The following is a 17686-nucleotide window of genomic DNA, read 5'->3' as shown; positions in this document are numbered from 1 at the left end:
GCACCGCGGCGCCGCGCGCCAGCGCCGCCGCCGCGACCGTCCCCGGCCCGGTGCCGACGTCGATCACCCGCCGTCCGGCGCGCACCGCCGCCGCCTCCAGCAGCGCCTGTGTCGGGTACGCGCAGAGCCGGCCGAAGCTGCGCTGGTACGCCTCAGCCCGCCCCGCCCACCGGGAGCGTTCGTGCGCGTCGTAGTCCGCGTCGATCATGGCGGGCAGCCTAGTCACCGCCGCTGTGCCGGGCCCGCCCCACCGGGCGGACGTGACCACCGGGCCGGTGCCATCGGCGGCTTCCACCCGTCGCGACGGTCCGGCCGCGCCCCGGGGCGCCGCCCGTCCGTGACGGTCAGCGGACGGCGGCCCCCGCGGCGGCCAGGGCGTCCCGCCAGGTGCGGGTGTGCCAGGCGGCGGCGCCGTTGAAGACCGCGTCGAGGACGCCGGGCGCGTCCCCGCTCACCGGGGCCGGCCGGTGCGCCCAGAAGTCGGCGAACGCGCGCCGCTGCTCCGGGCTCGGCCGCGGGGAGATGTCCGAGCCGCGCCCGACCAGCGCGTACCGCCGGCCGCCGACGGTGAGCAGCAGGGTGCCGAGCCGGGACAGGCGGCCGCCGACCTGGCCGGCCGGCACGGCGAACAGCTCCCCGCCGGTGGCGTCCCGGGCCCGCAGCCAGCCCTGGTCGAGGGTCAGCAGCACCGGCACGCAGCGCCGGCCGTTCCAGATGCTGCGTCGCCAGTGGACGATGCTGGAGTGGGCCACCGGTCGGGTCACCCGGCGCACTGTACCGGGGGAGGTCCACGGCCGGCCGGGGCCGGGTGAACCGTCCCCGCCGGCCGTACGTGATCAGCGGTGGGCATCATCGGTGCGCGGTCGGGGTACTTGCGCAGCACACAGGCAGTGGAGCCGGGAGGCAACCGTGGGGGACAGGGCGGGACGTCGGCGGCCGGGACCGCTGGGCGGGTTGCTGGTGGCCGTGGTGGTGGCGGCCGGGTGCATGGGCGGCGGGCTCGACCAGGGCGATCCCCGGGGTGAGCCGCGGCAGCCCGGCCAGGAGCAGACCCGGCAGCCGGCCTCGCCGGGCGCGCGGACCACCCGGGCCGACGGGACCACCAGCGTCACCGAGTTCAAGCAGGACTTCAACGACGCGGTCGGCATCGCCGAGCAGTACTGGACCGCGCGGTTCCGCGCCTCCGGCGAGCGGTTCCAGCCGATCCGGCGGGTGGTGCCGTACAGCCGGGCGGGGGAGGTGTCCTGCGGTGGCCAGGCGCTGCCGCGCAACAACGCCGTCTACTGCTCCGCCGGGGACTTCATCGCCTACGACGTGAACTGGTCGGTGTCGGCGTTCCGGCAGGTCGGCGACGCGTTCCTGTTCTACCTGCTCGGCCACGAGTACGCCCACGGCGTGCAGGTGCGCCTGGGCATCCGCTACAACTTCACCATTCAGCAGGAGTTGCAGGCCGACTGCATGGCCGGGGCGTACATCGGGGACAACGTGCGCGACAAGGTGCTCACCCTCGACCGGGGTGACCTCGACGAGTTCCGGGAGGGCCTGCTGGCGGTCGGGGACGACCCCGACCAGCCGTGGTTCGCGGAGGGCTCGCACGGCACCGCCGAGCAGCGCAGCGACTCGTTCTTCCGGGGCTACGAGAGGTCGCTGGACGCCTGCGGTCTCGACTGATGCCGCAGGTCACCCTCGGCGGGGACGGGCCACCCGGCCGGCGGCGCGGTTGAGAGGATCGGCGGGTACGCCCACCCGAGGAGGCCCCCGCTGAGCAGCAGACACCCCGCCGCCGTGCTCTTCGACATGGACGGCACCCTGGTCGACAGCGAGAAGCTGTGGGACGTCGCCCTGCAGGAGCTGGCCGCCGTCTACGGCGGGACCCTGTCCGGCCCGGCGCGCAAGGCGATGATCGGCACCGGCATGCCCGCGTCGATGCGGATCCTGCACGACGACCTCGGCCAGCCGGAGCGGGACCCGCAGGCCAGCGCCGACTGGATCAACGCGCGGATCCTGGAGCTGTTCCGCACCGGGCTGCGCTGGCGGCCGGGCGCGTTGGCGCTGCTGCGGGCGGTCCGCGCCGCGGGCGTCCCCACCGCGCTGGTGACCTCCAGCGGCCGGCCGCTGGTCGAGGTCGCCCTGGACACCCTGGGCCGGGACAGCTTCGACGCGGTGGTCTGCGGCGACGAGGTCGACGCCGCCAAGCCGCACCCGGAGCCGTACCTGACCGCCGCCCGGCTGCTCGGCGTGCCGATCGCGCGCTGCGTGGCGATCGAGGACTCGCCGACCGGGGTGGCCAGCGCCCTGGCCGCCGGGGCCGCCGTGCTGGCCGTACCGGCCGAGGTGCCGCTGCCGCCGACGGATGGCGTACACCAGTTGGAGAGCCTGACCGGCGCGGACCTGGAGCTGCTCGCCGCGCTGCTGGGCGAGCCGCCGGCCTGAAAGGAGGGGCCCCTTGTTAACACACGTGTGTTAACAAGGGGCCCCTCCTTTCACCTCAGTCGTGGGCGATGGCGCCCAGCACGTTGATCCGCGCGGCGCGGATCGCGGGCAGGACCGCGGCGACCACCCCGACGATCGCGGCCAGCACCAGGAAGGTGCCCATCTGGCCCCAGGGCAGGACCAGGTCGGTGATGCCCTCGTCCTTGAGCGCCCGGACCACGGCCGCGCCGAGGCCCGTCCCGACCACCACGCCGAGCAGCGCGCCGAAGATCGAGATCACCACCGCCTCGACGGTGATCATGCGCATGGTCTGCGCCCGGCGCAGCCCGATCGCCCGCAGCAGGCCCAGCTCGCGGGTCCGCTCCAGCACCGACAGGGCCAGGGTGTTGATGATCCCCAGCACCGCGATCACGATGGCCAGCGCCAGCAGGATCTGGATCATCCGCAGCGGGGTGTCCAGCTGGCTGGTCTGCTGCTTGATGAACGCCGCCCGGTCCGCCACCGATACCTCCGGGCTGTCCGCGAGCAGCCGCTCGATCTGCGGCTGCACGTCCGCGACCCGGGTGCCCGGGCTGAGCTGCACGAAGCCCTGGATCGGCTGCGGGATGGCGAAGTCGGCGGCCGCCTGCGGGGGCAGCGTCATCGGGTTGGTCAACTGCGAGCTCTCGTAGATGCCGCTGACCGTGTAGCTGCGGGCCTCGCCCCGGGACAGCTGCACGCGTACCGTCGACCCGACCGACAGCTTGCGGGACTTCGCCGTGTCCGAGCTGACCAGCAGCTGGTCCGGGCCGAGCCGGCTGATGTCACCGGCGGTGGCCGTCGCCCCGAAGATCCGCTCCAGTGCGGCCACGTCGCTGGACGCGGCCACCCACGTACGCCTGCCGTCGACCATGGCCATGTCGCCGTACTCCCCGTCGACCAGCTGCACGCCGGGGATCGCGGCCGCCTTGTCCAGCACGGCCGGGTCGAAGCTCGCCGGCCGGGGACCGGACGAGGCGCCGGAGATCACCAGCTCCGCCTTGATGGTGTCCTCGGCCAGCGCGCTGATGCTGCCCTTGGCCGAGTCCAGGATCACCGTCACCCCGGTGACCAGGGCGATGCCGACCATCAGCGCGGCGGCGGTGATCGCCGTACGCCGGGGGTTGCGGCCGGAGTTCAGCCGGCCCAGCTTGCCCGGCACCGACCAGGCGAAGATCGCCCCCAGCAGGGCCACCACCGGCCGGCTGATCAGCGGGGTCAGCAGCGCCACCCCGATGAACGCGAACAGCACGCCGCCGAGGATGGTGGCCAGGGTGTTGTCCCCGGCGTGGCCGCCCAGCCCGAGGAAGAGCAGGGCCGCCCCGATCGCGGTGACCACGGCGCCGCCGACCGTCACCTTGGTCAGCGGCCGGTCCGGCGTGGCGACGTCCTGCATCGCGGCGATCGGTGGGATCCGCGCCGCGCGGATCGCGGGCAGCAGCGCCGCCACCACGGTGATCACCAGACCCACGGCGAACGCGCCGATCACCGCCGCGGGCGGCACGCCGAGCCCGGCCAGGGCGAGCCCGCCGGCCAGCTTCCCGAACAGGTACGCCAGCAGCGCGCCGACGCCGATGCCGGCGGCCAGCCCCAGCACCGAGGCGATCAGACCCACCGCGACCGCCTCGAGGACCACCGAACCGATGATCTGCCGGCCGCTCGCCCCGATCGCCCGCATCAGCGCCAACTCGCGGGTGCGCTGGGCCACGATGATCGAGAAAGTGTTCAGGATCAGGAACGTGCCCACCAGCAGCGCCACCGCGGCGAAGCCCAGAAGGATCTTGTTGAAGAAGGACAGCCCCTCCTTCAGGCTGGCCGACGCGTCGGCCGCGACCTGCTCGCCGGTCTTGACCTCGTAGTCCGCACCCACGGCACGGGCCACCTGGTCGCGCAGCGCCTCCGGGGTGGTGCCGTCGGCGGCGCGGACCGCCACGTTGGAGAAGACGTCCGGCTTGCCGAGCATCAGCTGCTGGGCGACCGGGGTGGTGAAGGCGACCTCGTTCACCCCGCCGATCGAGCCCCGGTCCCCGCTGTAGCCGAAGACGCCGACCAGGGTGAACTCCTTCTTCGGCGCCAGGGTCAGCACGCCGACCCGGTCGCCGACCTTGACCTTCGCCGCCTCGGCGAGGGCCGCGTTCACCACGATCTCGTCGTCGGCCTGCGGCCCACGTCCCTCGCGCAGCTTCAACAGGTCGCTCTCGCCGAGCCAGTTCTCGCCGAGCTGCGGGGGACCGAAGGAGGTGACCACCTTGCCGTTGCTGCCGATCAGCCGGGCGCCGTCGGCGTTGACCACACCCTTGACCTCGGCCACGCCGGGCACCGACCGCACCCGCTCCACGACCGACGCGGGCACCGGCGCGGCGACCTGCTCGCCCTCGGCCTCGGAGAGGGCGACCTTCGGCTTCGCCGCGACGTTGACGTCGAGGTCGGAGGTCGCGTCGGCGAAGACCGCGTCGAACGACCGGCCGAGGGTGTCGGTGAGGACGAACGCGCCGGAGACGAACATGACGCCCAGCACCACGGCCAGGCCGGACAGCAGCAGGCGCAGCTTGCGCGCCAGCAGGCTTTTCAGAGTGGCCCGCAGCATCAGTTGCCCACCTCGGCCGGGGCGTCCAGCTTCTTCATGGTGTCCAGCACCGTGTCGGCGGTCGGCTCGATCAGCTCGGAGACGATCTGCCCGTCGGCGAGGAAGACCACCCGGTCGGCGTACGCGGCGGCGGTCGGGTCGTGGGTCACCATCACGATGGTCTGGCCGTGCTCGCGGACCGAATTGTGCAGGAAGTTCAGCACCTCGGCGCCGGCCCGCGAGTCCAGGTTGCCGGTCGGCTCGTCCGCGAAGATCACCTCGGGGCGGGCGACCAGCGCCCGCGCGCACGCCACCCGCTGCTGCTGGCCGCCGGAGAGCTGCGCCGGCCGGTGGCCGAGCCGGTCCCGCAGACCGACGGTGTCGATCACCGTGTCGTACCAGGCCGGGTCCGGCTTGCGGCCGGCGATCGACAGCGGCAGCAGGATGTTCTCCTGGGCGGTGAGGGTGGGCAGCAGGTTGAACTGCTGGAAGATGAAGCCCACCTTGTCCCGGCGCAGCCGGGTCAGCCCGGCGTCACCCAGCCCGGTCACCGTGGTGTCGCCGATCATGACGGTGCCCCGGGTGACCGTGTCCAGGCCGGCCAGGCAGTGCATCAGCGTCGACTTGCCGGAGCCGGACGGGCCCATGATCGCGGTGAACCGGCCCCGCTCGAATTCGCAGGTCACCCCCCGCAGGGCGGTGACCTGCGCCTCACCGCTGCCGTACACCTTCCACACGTCGCTCGCCCGGGCGGCGGCCTGCGCCTGCCGTCCCACCGTCGCGGTCACGTCATACACCTCTTCCGTCTGCCTTCCGATATCCGCACCGCCCCCGCTGGCCGGTGCGGCCGTACCAATCCTCACCGCCGGCGATCCAAAATCCGTCCGTCCCCGGGCGGAGCCGTCGCCGGAATTCCCGCTGGGGGTCGCCCCCGAGATCGACTCAGGGTCGCCCCGGAGACCGGCCGCCGCGCCGACGGTAGGGCCTCACGTTGCGTCATGGTCAACCTCGCCGCCCGCCCGATGGTCACGGTAGGTGACCGCTGCCACCCCGGACGCTCACGCTCCGGGGCGGACCAGCCCCGTCTCGTACGCCAGCACCACGGCCTGCACCCGGTCACGCAACCCGAGCTTGGTCAGCACGTGCCCGACGTGGGTCTTGATGGTCGTCTCGCTGACCGACAGCGCCCGGGCGATCTCGGCGTTCGACAGCCCCCGCGCCACCTGCACCAGCACCTCGCGCTCCCGGTCGGTCAGCGCGTGCAACGCCTTCGGCGGGGTGGCCGCCGGGTCCGGCAGCACGTCCGCGAACCGGTCCAGCAGGCGGCGCAGGATCCGCGGCGCCACCACCGCCTCCCCGGCCGCCACCGTCCGGATCGCGGTGACCAGGTCCTCCGCCGGCACGTCCTTGGCCAGGAACCCGCTCGCCCCGGCCCGCAGCGCGCCGACCACGTACTCGTCGAGGTCGAAGGTGGTGAGGATGAGCACCCGCACCGGCAGCCGGGCGTCCACGATCGCCCGGGTCGCCGCCACCCCGTCCATCCGGGGCATCCGGATGTCCATCAGCACCACGTCCGGCAGCAGCCGGCGGGACAGCTCCACCGCCTCCAGGCCGTCCCCGGCCTCCGCCACGATGTCCAGGTCGTCCTCGGTGCCCAACACCATCCGGAAGCCGGTACGCAGCAGCGGCTGGTCGTCGGCGAGCAGGACCCGGACCGGCCGTGCCGCCGCCGCGCTGTCGGTCATCCCTCGTCCCCCGTCGGCGCTCATGCCGGGACCGCCCCGGCCGACTCGAGCGGAATCCGCGCGTACACCCGGAAGCCGCCCCCGGGTCGCGGACCCGTCCGCAGGACCCCACCGTAGAGGGCGACGCGCTCCCGCATCCCGACCAGGCCGTGCCCGATCCGGTCGGCCGCCGGGCCCGGACCCCGGCCGGTGTCGGTCACCTCGACCGCCAGGAAGCCGTCGGTCCAGGTGAGCCGGACCAGCGCGGTGGCCCGGCCGGCGTGCTTGAGCGCGTTGGTCAACGCCTCCTGGATCACCCGGTAGACGGCCAGCGCCACGCCCTCGGCCAGCGGGGCCGGGGAGCCGTCCACCCGCAGCGTCACCGGCAGCCCGGCCTCGCGCACCTGCTTCACCAGGGCCTCGATGCCGGTGAGCCCCGGCTGGGGAGCCAGGTCGGCGTCGGTCTCGGCGTCGGTGCGCAGCACGTCCAGCAGCCGGCGCAGCTCGCGCAGGGTAGCCCGGCCGGTCTCCTCGACGGTGGCCATCGCCGCGTCGGCGGCGTCCGGGTCCCGGCGCAGCACCCGGCGGGCCCCGGTGGCCAGCACCCCCATCACGCTCACCTGGTGGGCCACCACGTCGTGCAGCTCGCGGGCGATGCGCCGCCGCTCGTCGGCGACGGCCTGCTCGGCGAGGGACCGCTGGGTCGCCTCGGCGATCCGGGCCCGCTCCCGCAGTATCCGCGTGGACTGCCGGCGGGCCCGCACCGCCCGCCCCACCGCGTACGCCACCGCCGCGGTGAGCAGATTGTTGAGCACCAGCAGCGCCGGGCCGACCCGGACCGCGCTCGCCGGCGGGGCGAGGACGTTGACCAGCAGCACCGGCAGCCACAGCAGCGCGGCGGCCACGGCCGCGGACCGGGCCCGCCGGTGCGCGGCCATGGTGTAGGTGAGCACGACGTAGGCCAGCCCCTGGGTGGCCGGCGTGTGTCGCAGCGGCGCCAGCACGGCCAGGATGACCGGGGCGGCCGCGACCGCCAGCCACGGCGCGACCCGGCGGGCCGCCACCGGGGCGGCGGACAGCGCGCTGCAGCCCAGCGCCGACCAGAGCTGCGCCGGTCGCAGCTCGCGCGGGGCCAGCAGCAGGAACACCGCCTCCACCAGCACCAGGGCGACCGCGAACGCGGCGTCGGTGGCCAGTGGGCGACGACGCGCCCACACGCGCACCCGGTTGGTCATGCCACGACGCTAGCCGCCGCCCGGCCGGGCCCGTCGTCGCCGACGCCGAACCCCGCCTCCTCCTCAGGGAGGAGGGTCACTCGTCCGCGCCGGGGGCCGCCGGGCGGGACCGGGCGTCCGCCAGCGGGTCACCGGCGCCGGCGGCCGGGAACGGCGGCGGGGTGCCGCCGAAGCTCGGGCAGAGCGCCTGGTGGCTGCACCAGTCGCAGAGCCGGCTGGGCCGGGGGCGGAAGTCCTGCCGCGCGGTGGCCTGCTCGATGGCCTGCCAGAGCGCCACCACCGTGCGCTCGAACCGCACCAGCTCCTCGGCGTCCGGGGCGTAGTCGCAGACCTCGGCGTCCTTGAGATAGAGCAGCCGCAGCACCCGCGGCACCACGCCCCGGGTCCGCCACAGCACCAGGGCGTAGAACTTGAGCTGGAACAGCGCGCGCGCCTCGAACGCCTCCCGCGGCGCCCCGCCGGTCTTGTAGTCGACCACCCGCAGCGCGCCGTCCGGGGCCACGTCGAGCCGGTCCAGGTAGCCGCGGATCAGCAGCTCCTCGTCGACCACCGCGGAGATCAACGCCTCCCGCTCGGCCGGCTCCAGCCGGCGCGGGTCCTCCACCGCGAAGTAGCCCTCCAGCAGCGCCGCGGCGGAGCGGAGGAACTCGGCCACCCCCGCGGCGTCGCCCTCGGCGAACAGGGTCGCCAGCTCCGGCTGCTCGGTGACCAGCCGGTCCCACTGCGGGGCCACCAGGTCGCCGGCCGACTGCGGGGTCCGCGCCGCCGCCGGCAGGTCGAACAGCCGCTCCAGCACCGCGTGCACCAGGGTGCCCCGGGCCTGCTCCACGGTCGGCCGCTCGGGCAGCCGGTCGATGCTGCGGAAGCGGTAGAGCAGCGGGCAGGTCTTGAAGTCCGCCGCCCGCGACGGCGACAGCGACGCCCGCACCGTGGGCGGCGGGGTCGCCGGGGTTTCCTGCGCGTCGATCACCGGTTCCGCCGTCATGTCCGGAAGGTTAGGGCACCGGTGTGACAGGGCCGTCGTCGCCGCACCGGGTGATGATCCGCCCCGCGTAGCATCGACCCGGTGGAGCAGAGGACCCGGCCGCGGCGCCGTACCCGGCTGACCGTCGCCCGGGTCGGCGGCGTGCCGCTGCGGGTGGACGCCTCGATGCTGCTGCTCACCGCGGTCGTCACCATCCTGTACGCGGCCCTGGCCCGCCGCCAGCTCGACCTCGGCCACCTCGGCGGCTACCTGGTCGGCCTCGGCTTCGCGGTCTCCCTGCTCGGCTCGGTGCTGCTGCACGAGCTGGGGCACGCGCTGACCGCCCGCCGGTACGGCATGGGTGTGCGGGGGATCACCCTGGAGCTGCTCGGCGGCTACACCGAGATGGACCGGGACGCCCCCACCCCCAAGGTCGACCTGCTGGTCTCCCTCGCCGGCCCGGCGGTCTCCGCGGTGCTCGGCGCGGCCGCCGTGGCCGCCACCGTCGCGCTGCCCGTCGGCACCCTCGCCCACCAGCTCGCCTTCCAGCTCGCCGTGTGCAACGTCGTGGTCACCGTCTTCAACAGCCTGCCCGGGCTGCCGCTGGACGGCGGCCGGGCGCTGCGCGCCGCCGTGTGGGCGCTCACCCGGGACCGGCACCGGGGCACCGAGGTCGCCGGCTGGATCGGCCGTGCCCTCGCCGTGGCCACCCTGGCTGTCGTGGTGCTGCTCACCCTGCGCCGGGCGATCGCCCCGCTCGCCCTGCCGCTGATGCTGCTCGTCGCCGTCACCCTCTGGCGCGGCGCCGGCCAGTCCATCCGGCTGGCCCGGATCAGTCGCCGGCTCCCGCTGGTCGACCTGTTCCGGCTGGCCCGCCCGCTGCTCCCGGTGCCCAGCGGCACCCCGTTGGCCGAGGCGCAGCGCCGGCGCGCCGAGGCCCCCGCGCCCCGCGCCGCGCTCACCGTGGTCGACGCCGCCGGGCGGCCGGTCGCCCTGGTCGACCCGGCGCGCGCGGAGGCCGTACCCCCGGAACGGCGGCCGTGGCTCGCCGTTGACGCGGTCTCCCGCGACCTGGGCAGCCTGCCCGCGCTGCCGGTCGGCGCCGACGGCGAGCACGTGCTGGAGACCGTGCGGACCCACCCGGGCGCGCAGTACGTCGTGACGGCAGGCGAAGATGTCGTCGGCGTCCTGCACATCGCGGATCTGGCTCAGCTCCTGGAACCCAAACGGAAGACGAACACGTGACCGCAGAAATCTCCACCGTCCCGGCGTTGCCACCGGTCCACCGGGGGCCGTTCCGCCCCGGCGACCGGGTGCAGTTGACCGACCCCAAGGGGCGGATGCACACCGTGACGCTGGAGCCCGGCAAGGAGTTCCACACCCACCGGGGGATCCTCAAGCACGACACGCTGATCGGCCTGCCCGACGGCAGTGTGGTCACCACCGCCGGCGGCGGCACCGCCTTCCTGGCGCTGCGTCCGCTGCTGTCGGACTACGTGCTCTCCATGCCGCGCGGCGCCCAGGTGATCTACCCGAAGGACTCCGCGCAGATCGTCGCCATGGGCGACATCTTCCCCGGCGCGAAGGTCCTCGAGGCCGGCGCCGGTTCCGGCGCCCTCTCCTGCTCGCTGCTGCGCGCCGTCGGCACCGAGGGCGAGCTGCACTCCTGGGAGGTCCGCGAGGACTTCGCGCAGATCGCCCGGCGCAACGTCGAGGCGTTCTTCAACGGCCCGCACCCGGCCTGGCGGCTGCAGGTCGGCGACGTCGCCCAGTGCTCCGAGACCGGCTTCGACCGGATCATCCTGGACATGCTCACCCCGTGGGAGACCCTCGACATGGTCGAGCGGGCGCTCGTGCCCGGCGGCGTCTTCATCGGGTACGTGGCCACCACCCCGCAGCTGTCCGAGCTGGTGGAGGCGTTGCGCGAGCGGGGCGGCTGGACCGAGCCGCGGGCCTGGGAGTCGCTGGTGCGGGACTGGCACGCCGAGGGGCTCGCCGTCCGTCCCGACCACCGCATGATCGCGCACACCGCGTTCCTGGTCTCGGCGCGCAAACTCGCCCCCGGGGTCACCGCGCCGCCGCGGCGGCGCAAGCCCAGCAAGGGCACCGAGGCGTACGTCCAGCGCCGGCAGGCGCTGCGTGAGGCGGAGGCGGCCCGGCAGGCGGCGGCCGGGGCGGAGCGGGAACCGGAGCAGCCGTGACCCCGCAGCACGGACGGGGATGAGCGGGTGGATCATGTGTCCCGGCGGCGACCACACCGGACGGGCGGAGACGGTGGCATGAGCGGACGGATCGGGGCGCGCGGCCGGCGCCCCGTCGGACGGGACCGGCAGCGGCGGGAACACCGGGAGGCGCTGGCGTGAGCAGCCCCGGCTACGGCAACGGCGACCTGCCCGCGGTCTTTCCCGACTGGTCGCCCTACGCCGACCTGGAGTCGGCGGCCCGGGCCTACCTGCGGGACCCCGACATCGCCCTGGACGCCCTCGGCGGCGTGCTGCGCGGAGCCTCCGTGCTCGGCTTCACCCTGGAACGCTTCGTCAACGAGGTCAACGGCGTCTGGCAGGAGGTCGTCGTCTGCGACGGCAGCCGGCTGATCCTCTGGCACGGCGAGGACGTGCCGCCGGGGGAGGGGCCGCCGGGCTCGATGACCTCGTCGCTGCGGGTGGTGCCGGTCTCCACGGTCACCGAGGTCGGCTGCCGGCGGCGGCTCACCCGCAGTGACACCGGGGTGGTTCGGGTCGACAGTATCGACGTCTACCTGCTGCTCACCTCGCTGGACGAGGCGCCGCCCGGCGACGAGGTGGCCGGCGCGCCCCGGCACGACGCGTTGCGCTTCGGCAAGACCCTGGACGACGGCGGGGCCGGACAGATCGCGCGGTTGGAGGAGTTCGCCCGACTTGTCGCGTCGGTGGTCGGTCGTCCCATGCTTTGAGAAGGACGCGGGCCGGGGACGTTCGTCCCCGGCCCGCGTTCCGTCCGTCCGTCAGTCGTCGGCCTCCGGGCCGGCCACCTCGGCGCCGTCGCTCGCGCGCACCACGTGGATGCACTCGCCCGGGCACTCCTTCGCCGAGTCGATCACCTCGAGGCGCAGGTGCTCCGGCACGTCGACCCGCGCGCCCGCCGCCTGCCGCAGCTCGCCGTCCGGGCCCTTGACGTACGCCAGGCCGTCGACGTCGAACTCGAAGACCTCCGGCGCGTACTGCACGCACAGCCCGTCGCCGGTGCAGAGGTCCTGGTCGACCCAGACCTGAAGCTGGTCCGTCGTGACGTCGGTCACGAAGCACCCCCCATGTTCTCCCGTCCCACGCCCCGACGGTACCCGAACGCCGGTAACCGCCCGTTGACCAGCCCTTGGCGATCAAGCTTCGGTGACGAGCGCGTTGCGTGGGACCGAATCGGGCTCATAGCGGCTAGTGTTAGCTCAGAACGTTCAAGCCCCCCGGGGAGGTGGGACGTGGCACGCAGCGACGACGCGGACTCGCGCGCCGCACGGTGGGAGAAGGAGGCCCACGATCTCTCCACGCAGGTCGCGTTCCTTCAAGAGGAACTCGCTCTGGTGCGGCGCAAGTTGACCGAAAGCCCCCGACACGTCCGGCAGCTCGAGGAGCGGCTGGCGGCCACCCAGGCCCAGTTGGCGCGGCTGACCGAGAACAACGAACGGCTCGTGAGCACCCTCAAGGAGGCTCGCGCGCAGATCGTGACGCTCAAGGAGGAGATCGACCGTCTCGCCCAGCCGCCGAGCGGCTACGGCGTCTTCCTGGCCAAGCACGATGACGGCACGGTGGACGTGTTCACCGGCGGGCGCAAGCTCCGGGTGGCCGTCTCGCCCTCGCTGGAGGTCGACGAGCTGCGCCGTGGCCAGGAGGTCCTGCTCAACGACGCGCTCAACATCGTCGACGCGCTCGGCTACGAGCGGGTCGGCGAGGTGGTGATGCTCAAGGAGATCCTGGCGGGTCCCGACGGTGCTCAGGGCGACCGGGCCCTGGTGGTCTCGCACTCCGACGAGGAGCGGATCGTGCACCTCGCCGAGACCCTCATCGGCTCGCCGATAAGGGCCGGCGACTCGCTCATGATCGAGCCCCGCTCGGCGTACGCGTACGAGCGGATCCCGAAGAGCGAGGTCGAGGAACTCGTCCTGGAGGAGGTGCCCGACGTCGACTACACCGACATCGGTGGCCTCCAGGCGCAGATCGAGCAGATCCGTGACGCGGTGGAGCTGCCCTTCCTGCACGCCGACCTGTTCCGCGAGCACCAGCTCCGGCCGCCCAAGGGCATCCTGCTCTACGGTCCGCCCGGCTGCGGCAAGACGCTGATCGCCAAGGCGGTGGCCAACTCCCTCGCCAAGAAGATCGCCGAACGGCGCGGCGAGGAGAAGCACACCAGCTTCTTCCTCAACATCAAGGGCCCCGAGCTGCTCAACAAGTACGTCGGCGAGACCGAGCGGCACATCCGGTTGATCTTCCAGCGGGCCCGGGAGAAGGCCGGCGAGGGCACCCCGGTGATCGTGTTCTTCGACGAGATGGACTCCGTCTTCCGCACCCGCGGCTCCGGCGTCTCCTCCGACGTGGAGAACACCATCGTTCCGCAGCTGCTCAGCGAGATCGACGGCGTCGAGGGCCTGGAGAACGTCATCGTCATCGGCGCCTCCAACCGGGAAGACATGATCGACCCGGCGATCCTGCGCCCCGGCCGGCTCGACGTGAAGATCAAGATCGAGCGGCCGGACGCCGAGGCGGCCAAGGACATCTTCTCCAAGTACATCCTCGCGGGCCTGCCGCTGCACGCCGACGACCTCGCCGAGCACGGCGGCGACCCGCAGGCCACCGTGGCGGCGATGATCGACGCGGTCGTCCTGCGGATGTACTCGGAGACCGAGGAGAACCGCTTCCTCGAGGTCACCTACGCCAACGGCGACAAGGAAGTCCTCTACTTCAAGGACTTCAACTCCGGCGCGATGATCCAGAACATCGTCGACCGGGGCAAGAAGATGGCCATCAAGGAGTTCCTCACCTCCGGGCGCAAGGGACTGCGCCTGCAGCACCTCCTCGACGCCTGCGTCGACGAGTTCCGCGAGAACGAGGACCTGCCCAACACCACCAACCCCGACGACTGGGCGCGCATCTCCGGCAAGAAGGGCGAGCGGATCGTCTACATCCGCACGCTCGTCTCCGGCGGCAAGGGCGCCGAGGCCGGCCGGTCCATCGAGACCGCCAGCAACACCGGCCAGTACCTGTAATCCGACGGCAGGACGGAGGCCCGCGGCGCGTGCGCCGCGGGCCTCCGCGCGTACCCCGCCCGGCCCGCCGCGCCCCTTCCGCGCGTCACGGCGACTACGCTCGACGTGACGGGGGACCGGGACGGGCGAGCGGAGCAGGCAGGTCGATGAGCGTCAGACGGATCATGGGCACCGAGGTCGAGTACGGCATCTCCGTGCCCGGCCAGGCCGGGGCCAACCCGATGGTCACCTCCTCGCAGGTGGTCAACGCCTACGGGGCGCGGCCCGAACTCAACCGGGGTGGCCGGGCCCGCTGGGACTACGAGGAGGAGTCGCCGCTGCGCGACGCCCGCGGCTTCACCTACTCCGGCGCCGCGTACGACCCGGCCGAGGCGCTCGCCGACGAGGACCTGGGGCTGGCCAACGTCATACTCACCAACGGCGCCCGGCTCTACGTCGACCACGCCCACCCCGAATACTCCACCCCCGAGGTGACCAATCCCCTCGACGTGGTGCGCTGGGACAAGGCCGGCGAGCGGGTGATGGCCGAGGCGGCCCGGCGGGCCGCCACCATCCCGGGCACCCACCCGATCCACCTCTACAAGAACAACACCGACAACAAGGGCGCGAGCTACGGCGCCCACGAGAACTACCTGATGCGGCGCCAGACCCCGTTCGCCGACATCGTGGCGTACCTGACGCCGTTCTTCGTCACCCGGCAGGTGGTCTGCGGCGCCGGCCGGGTCGGGATCGGCCAGGACGGCGGCCAGAGCGGCTTCCAGATCTCCCAGCGGGCCGACTTCTTCGAGGTCGAGGTGGGGCTGGAGACCACCCTCAAGCGGCCGATCATCAACACCCGCGACGAGCCGCACGCCGACGCCGACAAGTACCGCCGGCTGCACGTCATCATCGGCGACGCCAACCTGTCGGAGATCTCCACCTACCTCAAGGTGGGCACCACGGCGCTGATCCTCACCATGATCGAGGAGAAGGCGCTCGGGACCGACCTGGGCATCGCCGATCCGGTCAGCGAGCTGCGGGCGGTCAGCCACGACCCGTCGCTCAAGCACCTCATGCGGCTGCGCGACGGGCGGAAGCTCACCGCCCTGGACGTGCAGTGGGCCTACCTGGAGCGGGTCCGGTCCTTCGTGGACGACCGCTACGGCGACGACGTCGACGCGCAGACCGCGGATGTCCTCGACCGCTGGGAGAGCGTCCTCGACCGGCTCGGCCGGGACGCCTTTCTCTGCGCCGACGAACTGGACTGGGTGGCCAAGCTGCGGCTGCTGGAGGGCTACCGGGAGCGGGAGAAGCTCGGCTGGGGCTCGCACAAGCTCCAACTGGTCGACCTGCAGTACTCGGACGTGCGGCCGGAGAAGGGCCTCTACCACCGCCTCGTCCAGCGCGGCTCGATGAAGACGCTGCTCACCGACGAGCAGACCCGCAGCGCGATGACCGAGCCGCCGGAGGACACCCGGGCCTACTTCCGGGGTCGCTGCCTCGCCCAGTACGCCTCCGAGGTGGTCGCCGCGAGCTGGGACTCGGTCATCTTCGACGTGGGCCGGGAGTCGCTGGTCCGGGTGCCGATGATGGAGCCGGAGCGGGGCACCCGCAAGCACGTCGGGCAGCTCTTCGACCGCTGCGACACCGCCAAGGACCTGCTGGAGATGCTGACCGGCGGCTGAGCGGGCCGTCGCGTACCGGAAGGCCCGTCCCGCGCCGAGGAACCCGGCGCGCGACGGGCCTTTCGTCGCTCCCGCGAGGTAAGTTGATCGCAGGGCGATCGTGGAGGAGGCACCACCATGGCGACGCAAGAGGGCGGGCAGACCCAGTCCGGCAAGTCGCACGAGGAGGTCGAGGAGGTCACCGCGCAGGCCAACCCCGAGGTTGCCGAGCGGCACGCCGAGATCACCGAGGACGTCGACGATCTGCTCGACGAGATCGACTCCGTCCTGGAGGAGAACGCAGAGGAGTTCGTGAGGGGATATGTTCAAAAAGGGGGTGAATAGGGCTTAGCGGCGCAAATCGGACATGCCTCGGGCTCTCGACGATCGAGACGGACGCCGTCGCTGCCGAGACTGCGATGAGTGGAAGCCGCTCGATGAGTTCTGTGCGAACAGCCGTCGGCCGGACGGGCGCGGCAGCTATTGCAAGCCATGCTTCAACCTGCGCTCGCGGGCGAGCTATGCCAAACGCTTGAAGGAGAAGCACGGCCGGGACGTGCGCGAGCTGCCGGTGGTGCCGGACGGCCACCGTCGCTGCCCGACGTGCGGTGAGACCAAGGCGCTCGGCGACTTTCCGCGTAACCGTTCGGGCCGCGGCGGCTACGGCCGATACTGCAAGCCTTGCCACAACGAGAAGGGCAAGGAGAGCAAGCTCCGGTTGCACGGGGGGTTTCGGGAGTACCACTTGCGCCAGCGCTACGGCGTGGGGGAGAAGGAGTTCCAGGAGCTCCTGGCCGAGCAGGGCGGCGTCTGCGCGATCTGCGGCGGCGACGACCCCCAACATCTGGACCACGATCATCGCACCGGCTGGGTGCGCGGGATACTCTGCTTCAACTGCAACGGTGGTCTTGGCCAGTTCCGGGACAGTCCCGTGAGGCTGGCCAGGGCGATCACGTACCTGAGAGGAACCACGTGGCAGCGGGTTTTGATCCATCCGGGCGTCTACCAGATGTGTTCACCAACGCGGGGACGTCCTCCTTCACAGCGTTCCTGAGCAAGGTGGCCCCCGAGATGCTGCCCGGCCGCCGGCCCCTGCCGCCGGGCATGGCCGCCGACATGGCGCCGCACGCGACCACCATCGTGGCCATCTCGGCCGCCGGTGGTGTGGTGATGGCCGGCGACCGGCGGGCCACGATGGGCAACCTGATCGCCCAGCGGGACATCGAGAAGGTGCACCCGGCCGACGCGTACTCGTTGGTCGGCATCGCGGGCACCGCGGGCATCGGCATCGAGCTGATGCGACTGTTCCAGGTGGAGCTGGAGCACTACGAGAAGATCGAGGGCGCGATGCTCTCGCTCGACGGCAAGGCCAACCGGCTGGCCTCGATGATCCGGGGCAACCTGGGCGCGGCGATGCAGGGCCTCGCGGTGATCCCGCTGTTCGCCGGGTTCGACCTGGCGGCGAGCGACCCGGCGGGGGCCGGCCGGATCTTCAGCTTCGACGTGACCGGCGGTCCGTACGAGGAGACCGGCTACGACGCGATCGGCTCCGGCTCGCTGTTCGCCAAGTCGGCGCTGAAGAAGCGGTTCCGGGCGGGCCTGTCGATCGACGACGCGGTGCGGCTCGCCGTCGAGGCGCTGTACGACGCCGCCGACGACGACACCGCGACCGGCGGGCCGGATCTGACCCGCAGGATCTACCCGGTGGTGATGACCGCGACGGCGGAGGGCACCCACCGGCTCACCGACGCCGAGACGGCGGCCATCGCGGAGAGCGTCGTGGCCGGCCGGATGGAGAATCCCGGCGGCTGACCCCGCTCCCGCCCGACCCGTCAGCAGTCCGCAGCACAGCGCCCGAAGGAGACCC

Annotated in this window: 17 protein-coding genes and 1 pseudogene; 10 read left to right on the top strand and 8 right to left on the bottom strand. The window is 72.9% G+C overall.

The annotated features are described in order from the left end of the window. Window positions 1-208, bottom strand: a pseudogene (locus EFE23_RS09165) (SAM-dependent methyltransferase); the annotation flags it as partial. A 136-nt stretch (window positions 209-344) separates the two neighbouring features. Beyond that, window positions 345-764 carry a hypothetical protein gene (locus tag EFE23_RS09160; protein WP_123240477.1) on the bottom strand — a complete coding sequence of 140 codons (420 nt, stop codon included), beginning with the start codon at window positions 762-764 and terminating at the stop codon, window positions 345-347. Between EFE23_RS09160 and EFE23_RS09155 the strand changes: the two genes are divergently transcribed. Next, complete coding sequence (locus EFE23_RS09155) at window positions 715-1671, top strand: neutral zinc metallopeptidase (protein WP_309226199.1); 957 nt, start codon at window positions 715-717, stop codon at window positions 1669-1671. The genes EFE23_RS09160 and EFE23_RS09155 overlap by 50 nt on opposite strands. A gap of 114 nt (window positions 1672-1785) precedes the next feature. Continuing rightward, a complete protein-coding gene (locus tag EFE23_RS09150; protein WP_123240475.1) occupies window positions 1786-2433 on the top strand; it encodes an HAD family hydrolase in 648 nt (215 codons plus the stop codon). Window positions 2434-2488: 55 nt separating this feature from the next. Here EFE23_RS09150 and EFE23_RS09145 read toward each other — a convergent pair whose 3' ends face one another. The 5 genes from EFE23_RS09145 to EFE23_RS09125 all read right to left on the bottom strand — a co-directional run bounded on the left by EFE23_RS09145 (window position 2489) and on the right by EFE23_RS09125 (window position 8961). After that, window positions 2489-5038, bottom strand: a complete 2550-nt coding sequence (locus EFE23_RS09145; RefSeq protein ID WP_123240474.1) for an ABC transporter permease — start codon at window positions 5036-5038, stop codon at window positions 2489-2491. Next, window positions 5038-5805, bottom strand: a complete 768-nt coding sequence (locus tag EFE23_RS09140) for an ABC transporter ATP-binding protein (RefSeq protein WP_123240473.1) — start codon at window positions 5803-5805, stop codon at window positions 5038-5040. The genes EFE23_RS09145 and EFE23_RS09140 overlap by 1 nt, the downstream gene beginning before the upstream one ends. Before the next feature lie 270 nt (window positions 5806-6075). Next, window positions 6076-6762 carry a response regulator gene (locus EFE23_RS09135; protein ID WP_123240472.1) on the bottom strand — a complete coding sequence of 229 codons (687 nt, stop codon included), beginning with the start codon at window positions 6760-6762 and terminating at the stop codon, window positions 6076-6078. A 20-nt stretch (window positions 6763-6782) separates the two neighbouring features. Then, window positions 6783-7976: a sensor histidine kinase gene (locus tag EFE23_RS09130; RefSeq protein ID WP_123240471.1), complete on the bottom strand. Its 1194-nt coding sequence runs from the start codon at window positions 7974-7976 to the stop codon at window positions 6783-6785. Window positions 7977-8052: 76 nt separating this feature from the next. Next, a complete protein-coding gene (locus tag EFE23_RS09125) occupies window positions 8053-8961 on the bottom strand; it encodes a RecB family exonuclease (RefSeq protein WP_123240470.1) in 909 nt (302 codons plus the stop codon). A 72-nt stretch (window positions 8962-9033) separates the two neighbouring features. On the opposite strand from EFE23_RS09125, the gene EFE23_RS09120 reads away from it, so the two are divergent. The 3 genes from EFE23_RS09120 (at window position 9034) to EFE23_RS09110 (ending at window position 11872) form a co-directional block, all read left to right on the top strand. After that, window positions 9034-10185, top strand: coding sequence for a M50 family metallopeptidase (locus EFE23_RS09120; protein WP_373683980.1), 1152 nt, complete (start codon window positions 9034-9036; stop codon window positions 10183-10185). Next, a complete protein-coding gene (locus EFE23_RS09115) occupies window positions 10182-11141 on the top strand; it encodes a tRNA (adenine-N1)-methyltransferase (protein WP_123240469.1) in 960 nt (319 codons plus the stop codon). Before EFE23_RS09120 ends, EFE23_RS09115 begins: the two co-directional genes overlap by 4 nt. A gap of 158 nt (window positions 11142-11299) precedes the next feature. Further along, a complete protein-coding gene (locus EFE23_RS09110; protein WP_123240468.1) occupies window positions 11300-11872 on the top strand; it encodes a hypothetical protein in 573 nt (190 codons plus the stop codon). Window positions 11873-11923: 51 nt separating this feature from the next. Here the strand turns inward: EFE23_RS09110 and EFE23_RS09105 are convergent, their stop codons facing one another. After that, on the bottom strand, window positions 11924-12217 hold the full coding sequence (locus tag EFE23_RS09105; RefSeq protein ID WP_123240467.1) for a ferredoxin: 294 nt from the start codon (window positions 12215-12217) through the stop codon (window positions 11924-11926). Window positions 12218-12394: 177 nt separating this feature from the next. On the opposite strand from EFE23_RS09105, the gene arc reads away from it, so the two are divergent. From arc to prcB, 5 genes are all read left to right on the top strand, one after another. Beyond that, on the top strand, window positions 12395-14176 hold the full coding sequence (gene arc / locus EFE23_RS09100) for a proteasome ATPase (protein ID WP_123240466.1): 1782 nt from the start codon (window positions 12395-12397) through the stop codon (window positions 14174-14176). 146 nt (window positions 14177-14322) lie between these two features. Next, window positions 14323-15840, top strand: a complete 1518-nt coding sequence (dop, locus tag EFE23_RS09095; protein ID WP_123240465.1) for a depupylase/deamidase Dop — start codon at window positions 14323-14325, stop codon at window positions 15838-15840. A gap of 117 nt (window positions 15841-15957) precedes the next feature. Further along, window positions 15958-16164, top strand: a complete 207-nt coding sequence (locus EFE23_RS09090; protein ID WP_046562769.1) for a ubiquitin-like protein Pup — start codon at window positions 15958-15960, stop codon at window positions 16162-16164. 187 nt (window positions 16165-16351) lie between these two features. Beyond that, window positions 16352-16873: an endonuclease VII domain-containing protein gene (locus EFE23_RS09085; RefSeq protein WP_233600928.1), complete on the top strand. Its 522-nt coding sequence runs from the start codon at window positions 16352-16354 to the stop codon at window positions 16871-16873. Next, entirely contained in the window at window positions 16792-17631 is an 840-nt protein-coding gene (gene prcB, locus EFE23_RS09080; protein WP_199736986.1) for a proteasome subunit beta, read from the top strand. Before EFE23_RS09085 ends, prcB begins: the two co-directional genes overlap by 82 nt. The last annotated feature ends 55 nt before the right edge of the window (window positions 17632-17686 follow it).

The sequence above is a fragment of the Micromonospora solifontis genome (assembly GCF_003725545.1).
GTDB classification, from domain to species: Bacteria; Actinomycetota; Actinomycetes; order Mycobacteriales; family Micromonosporaceae; genus Micromonospora; species Micromonospora solifontis.
The sequence above is the reverse complement of the archived record's forward strand: the minus strand, read 5'-3'. Positions and strand labels throughout refer to the sequence as shown.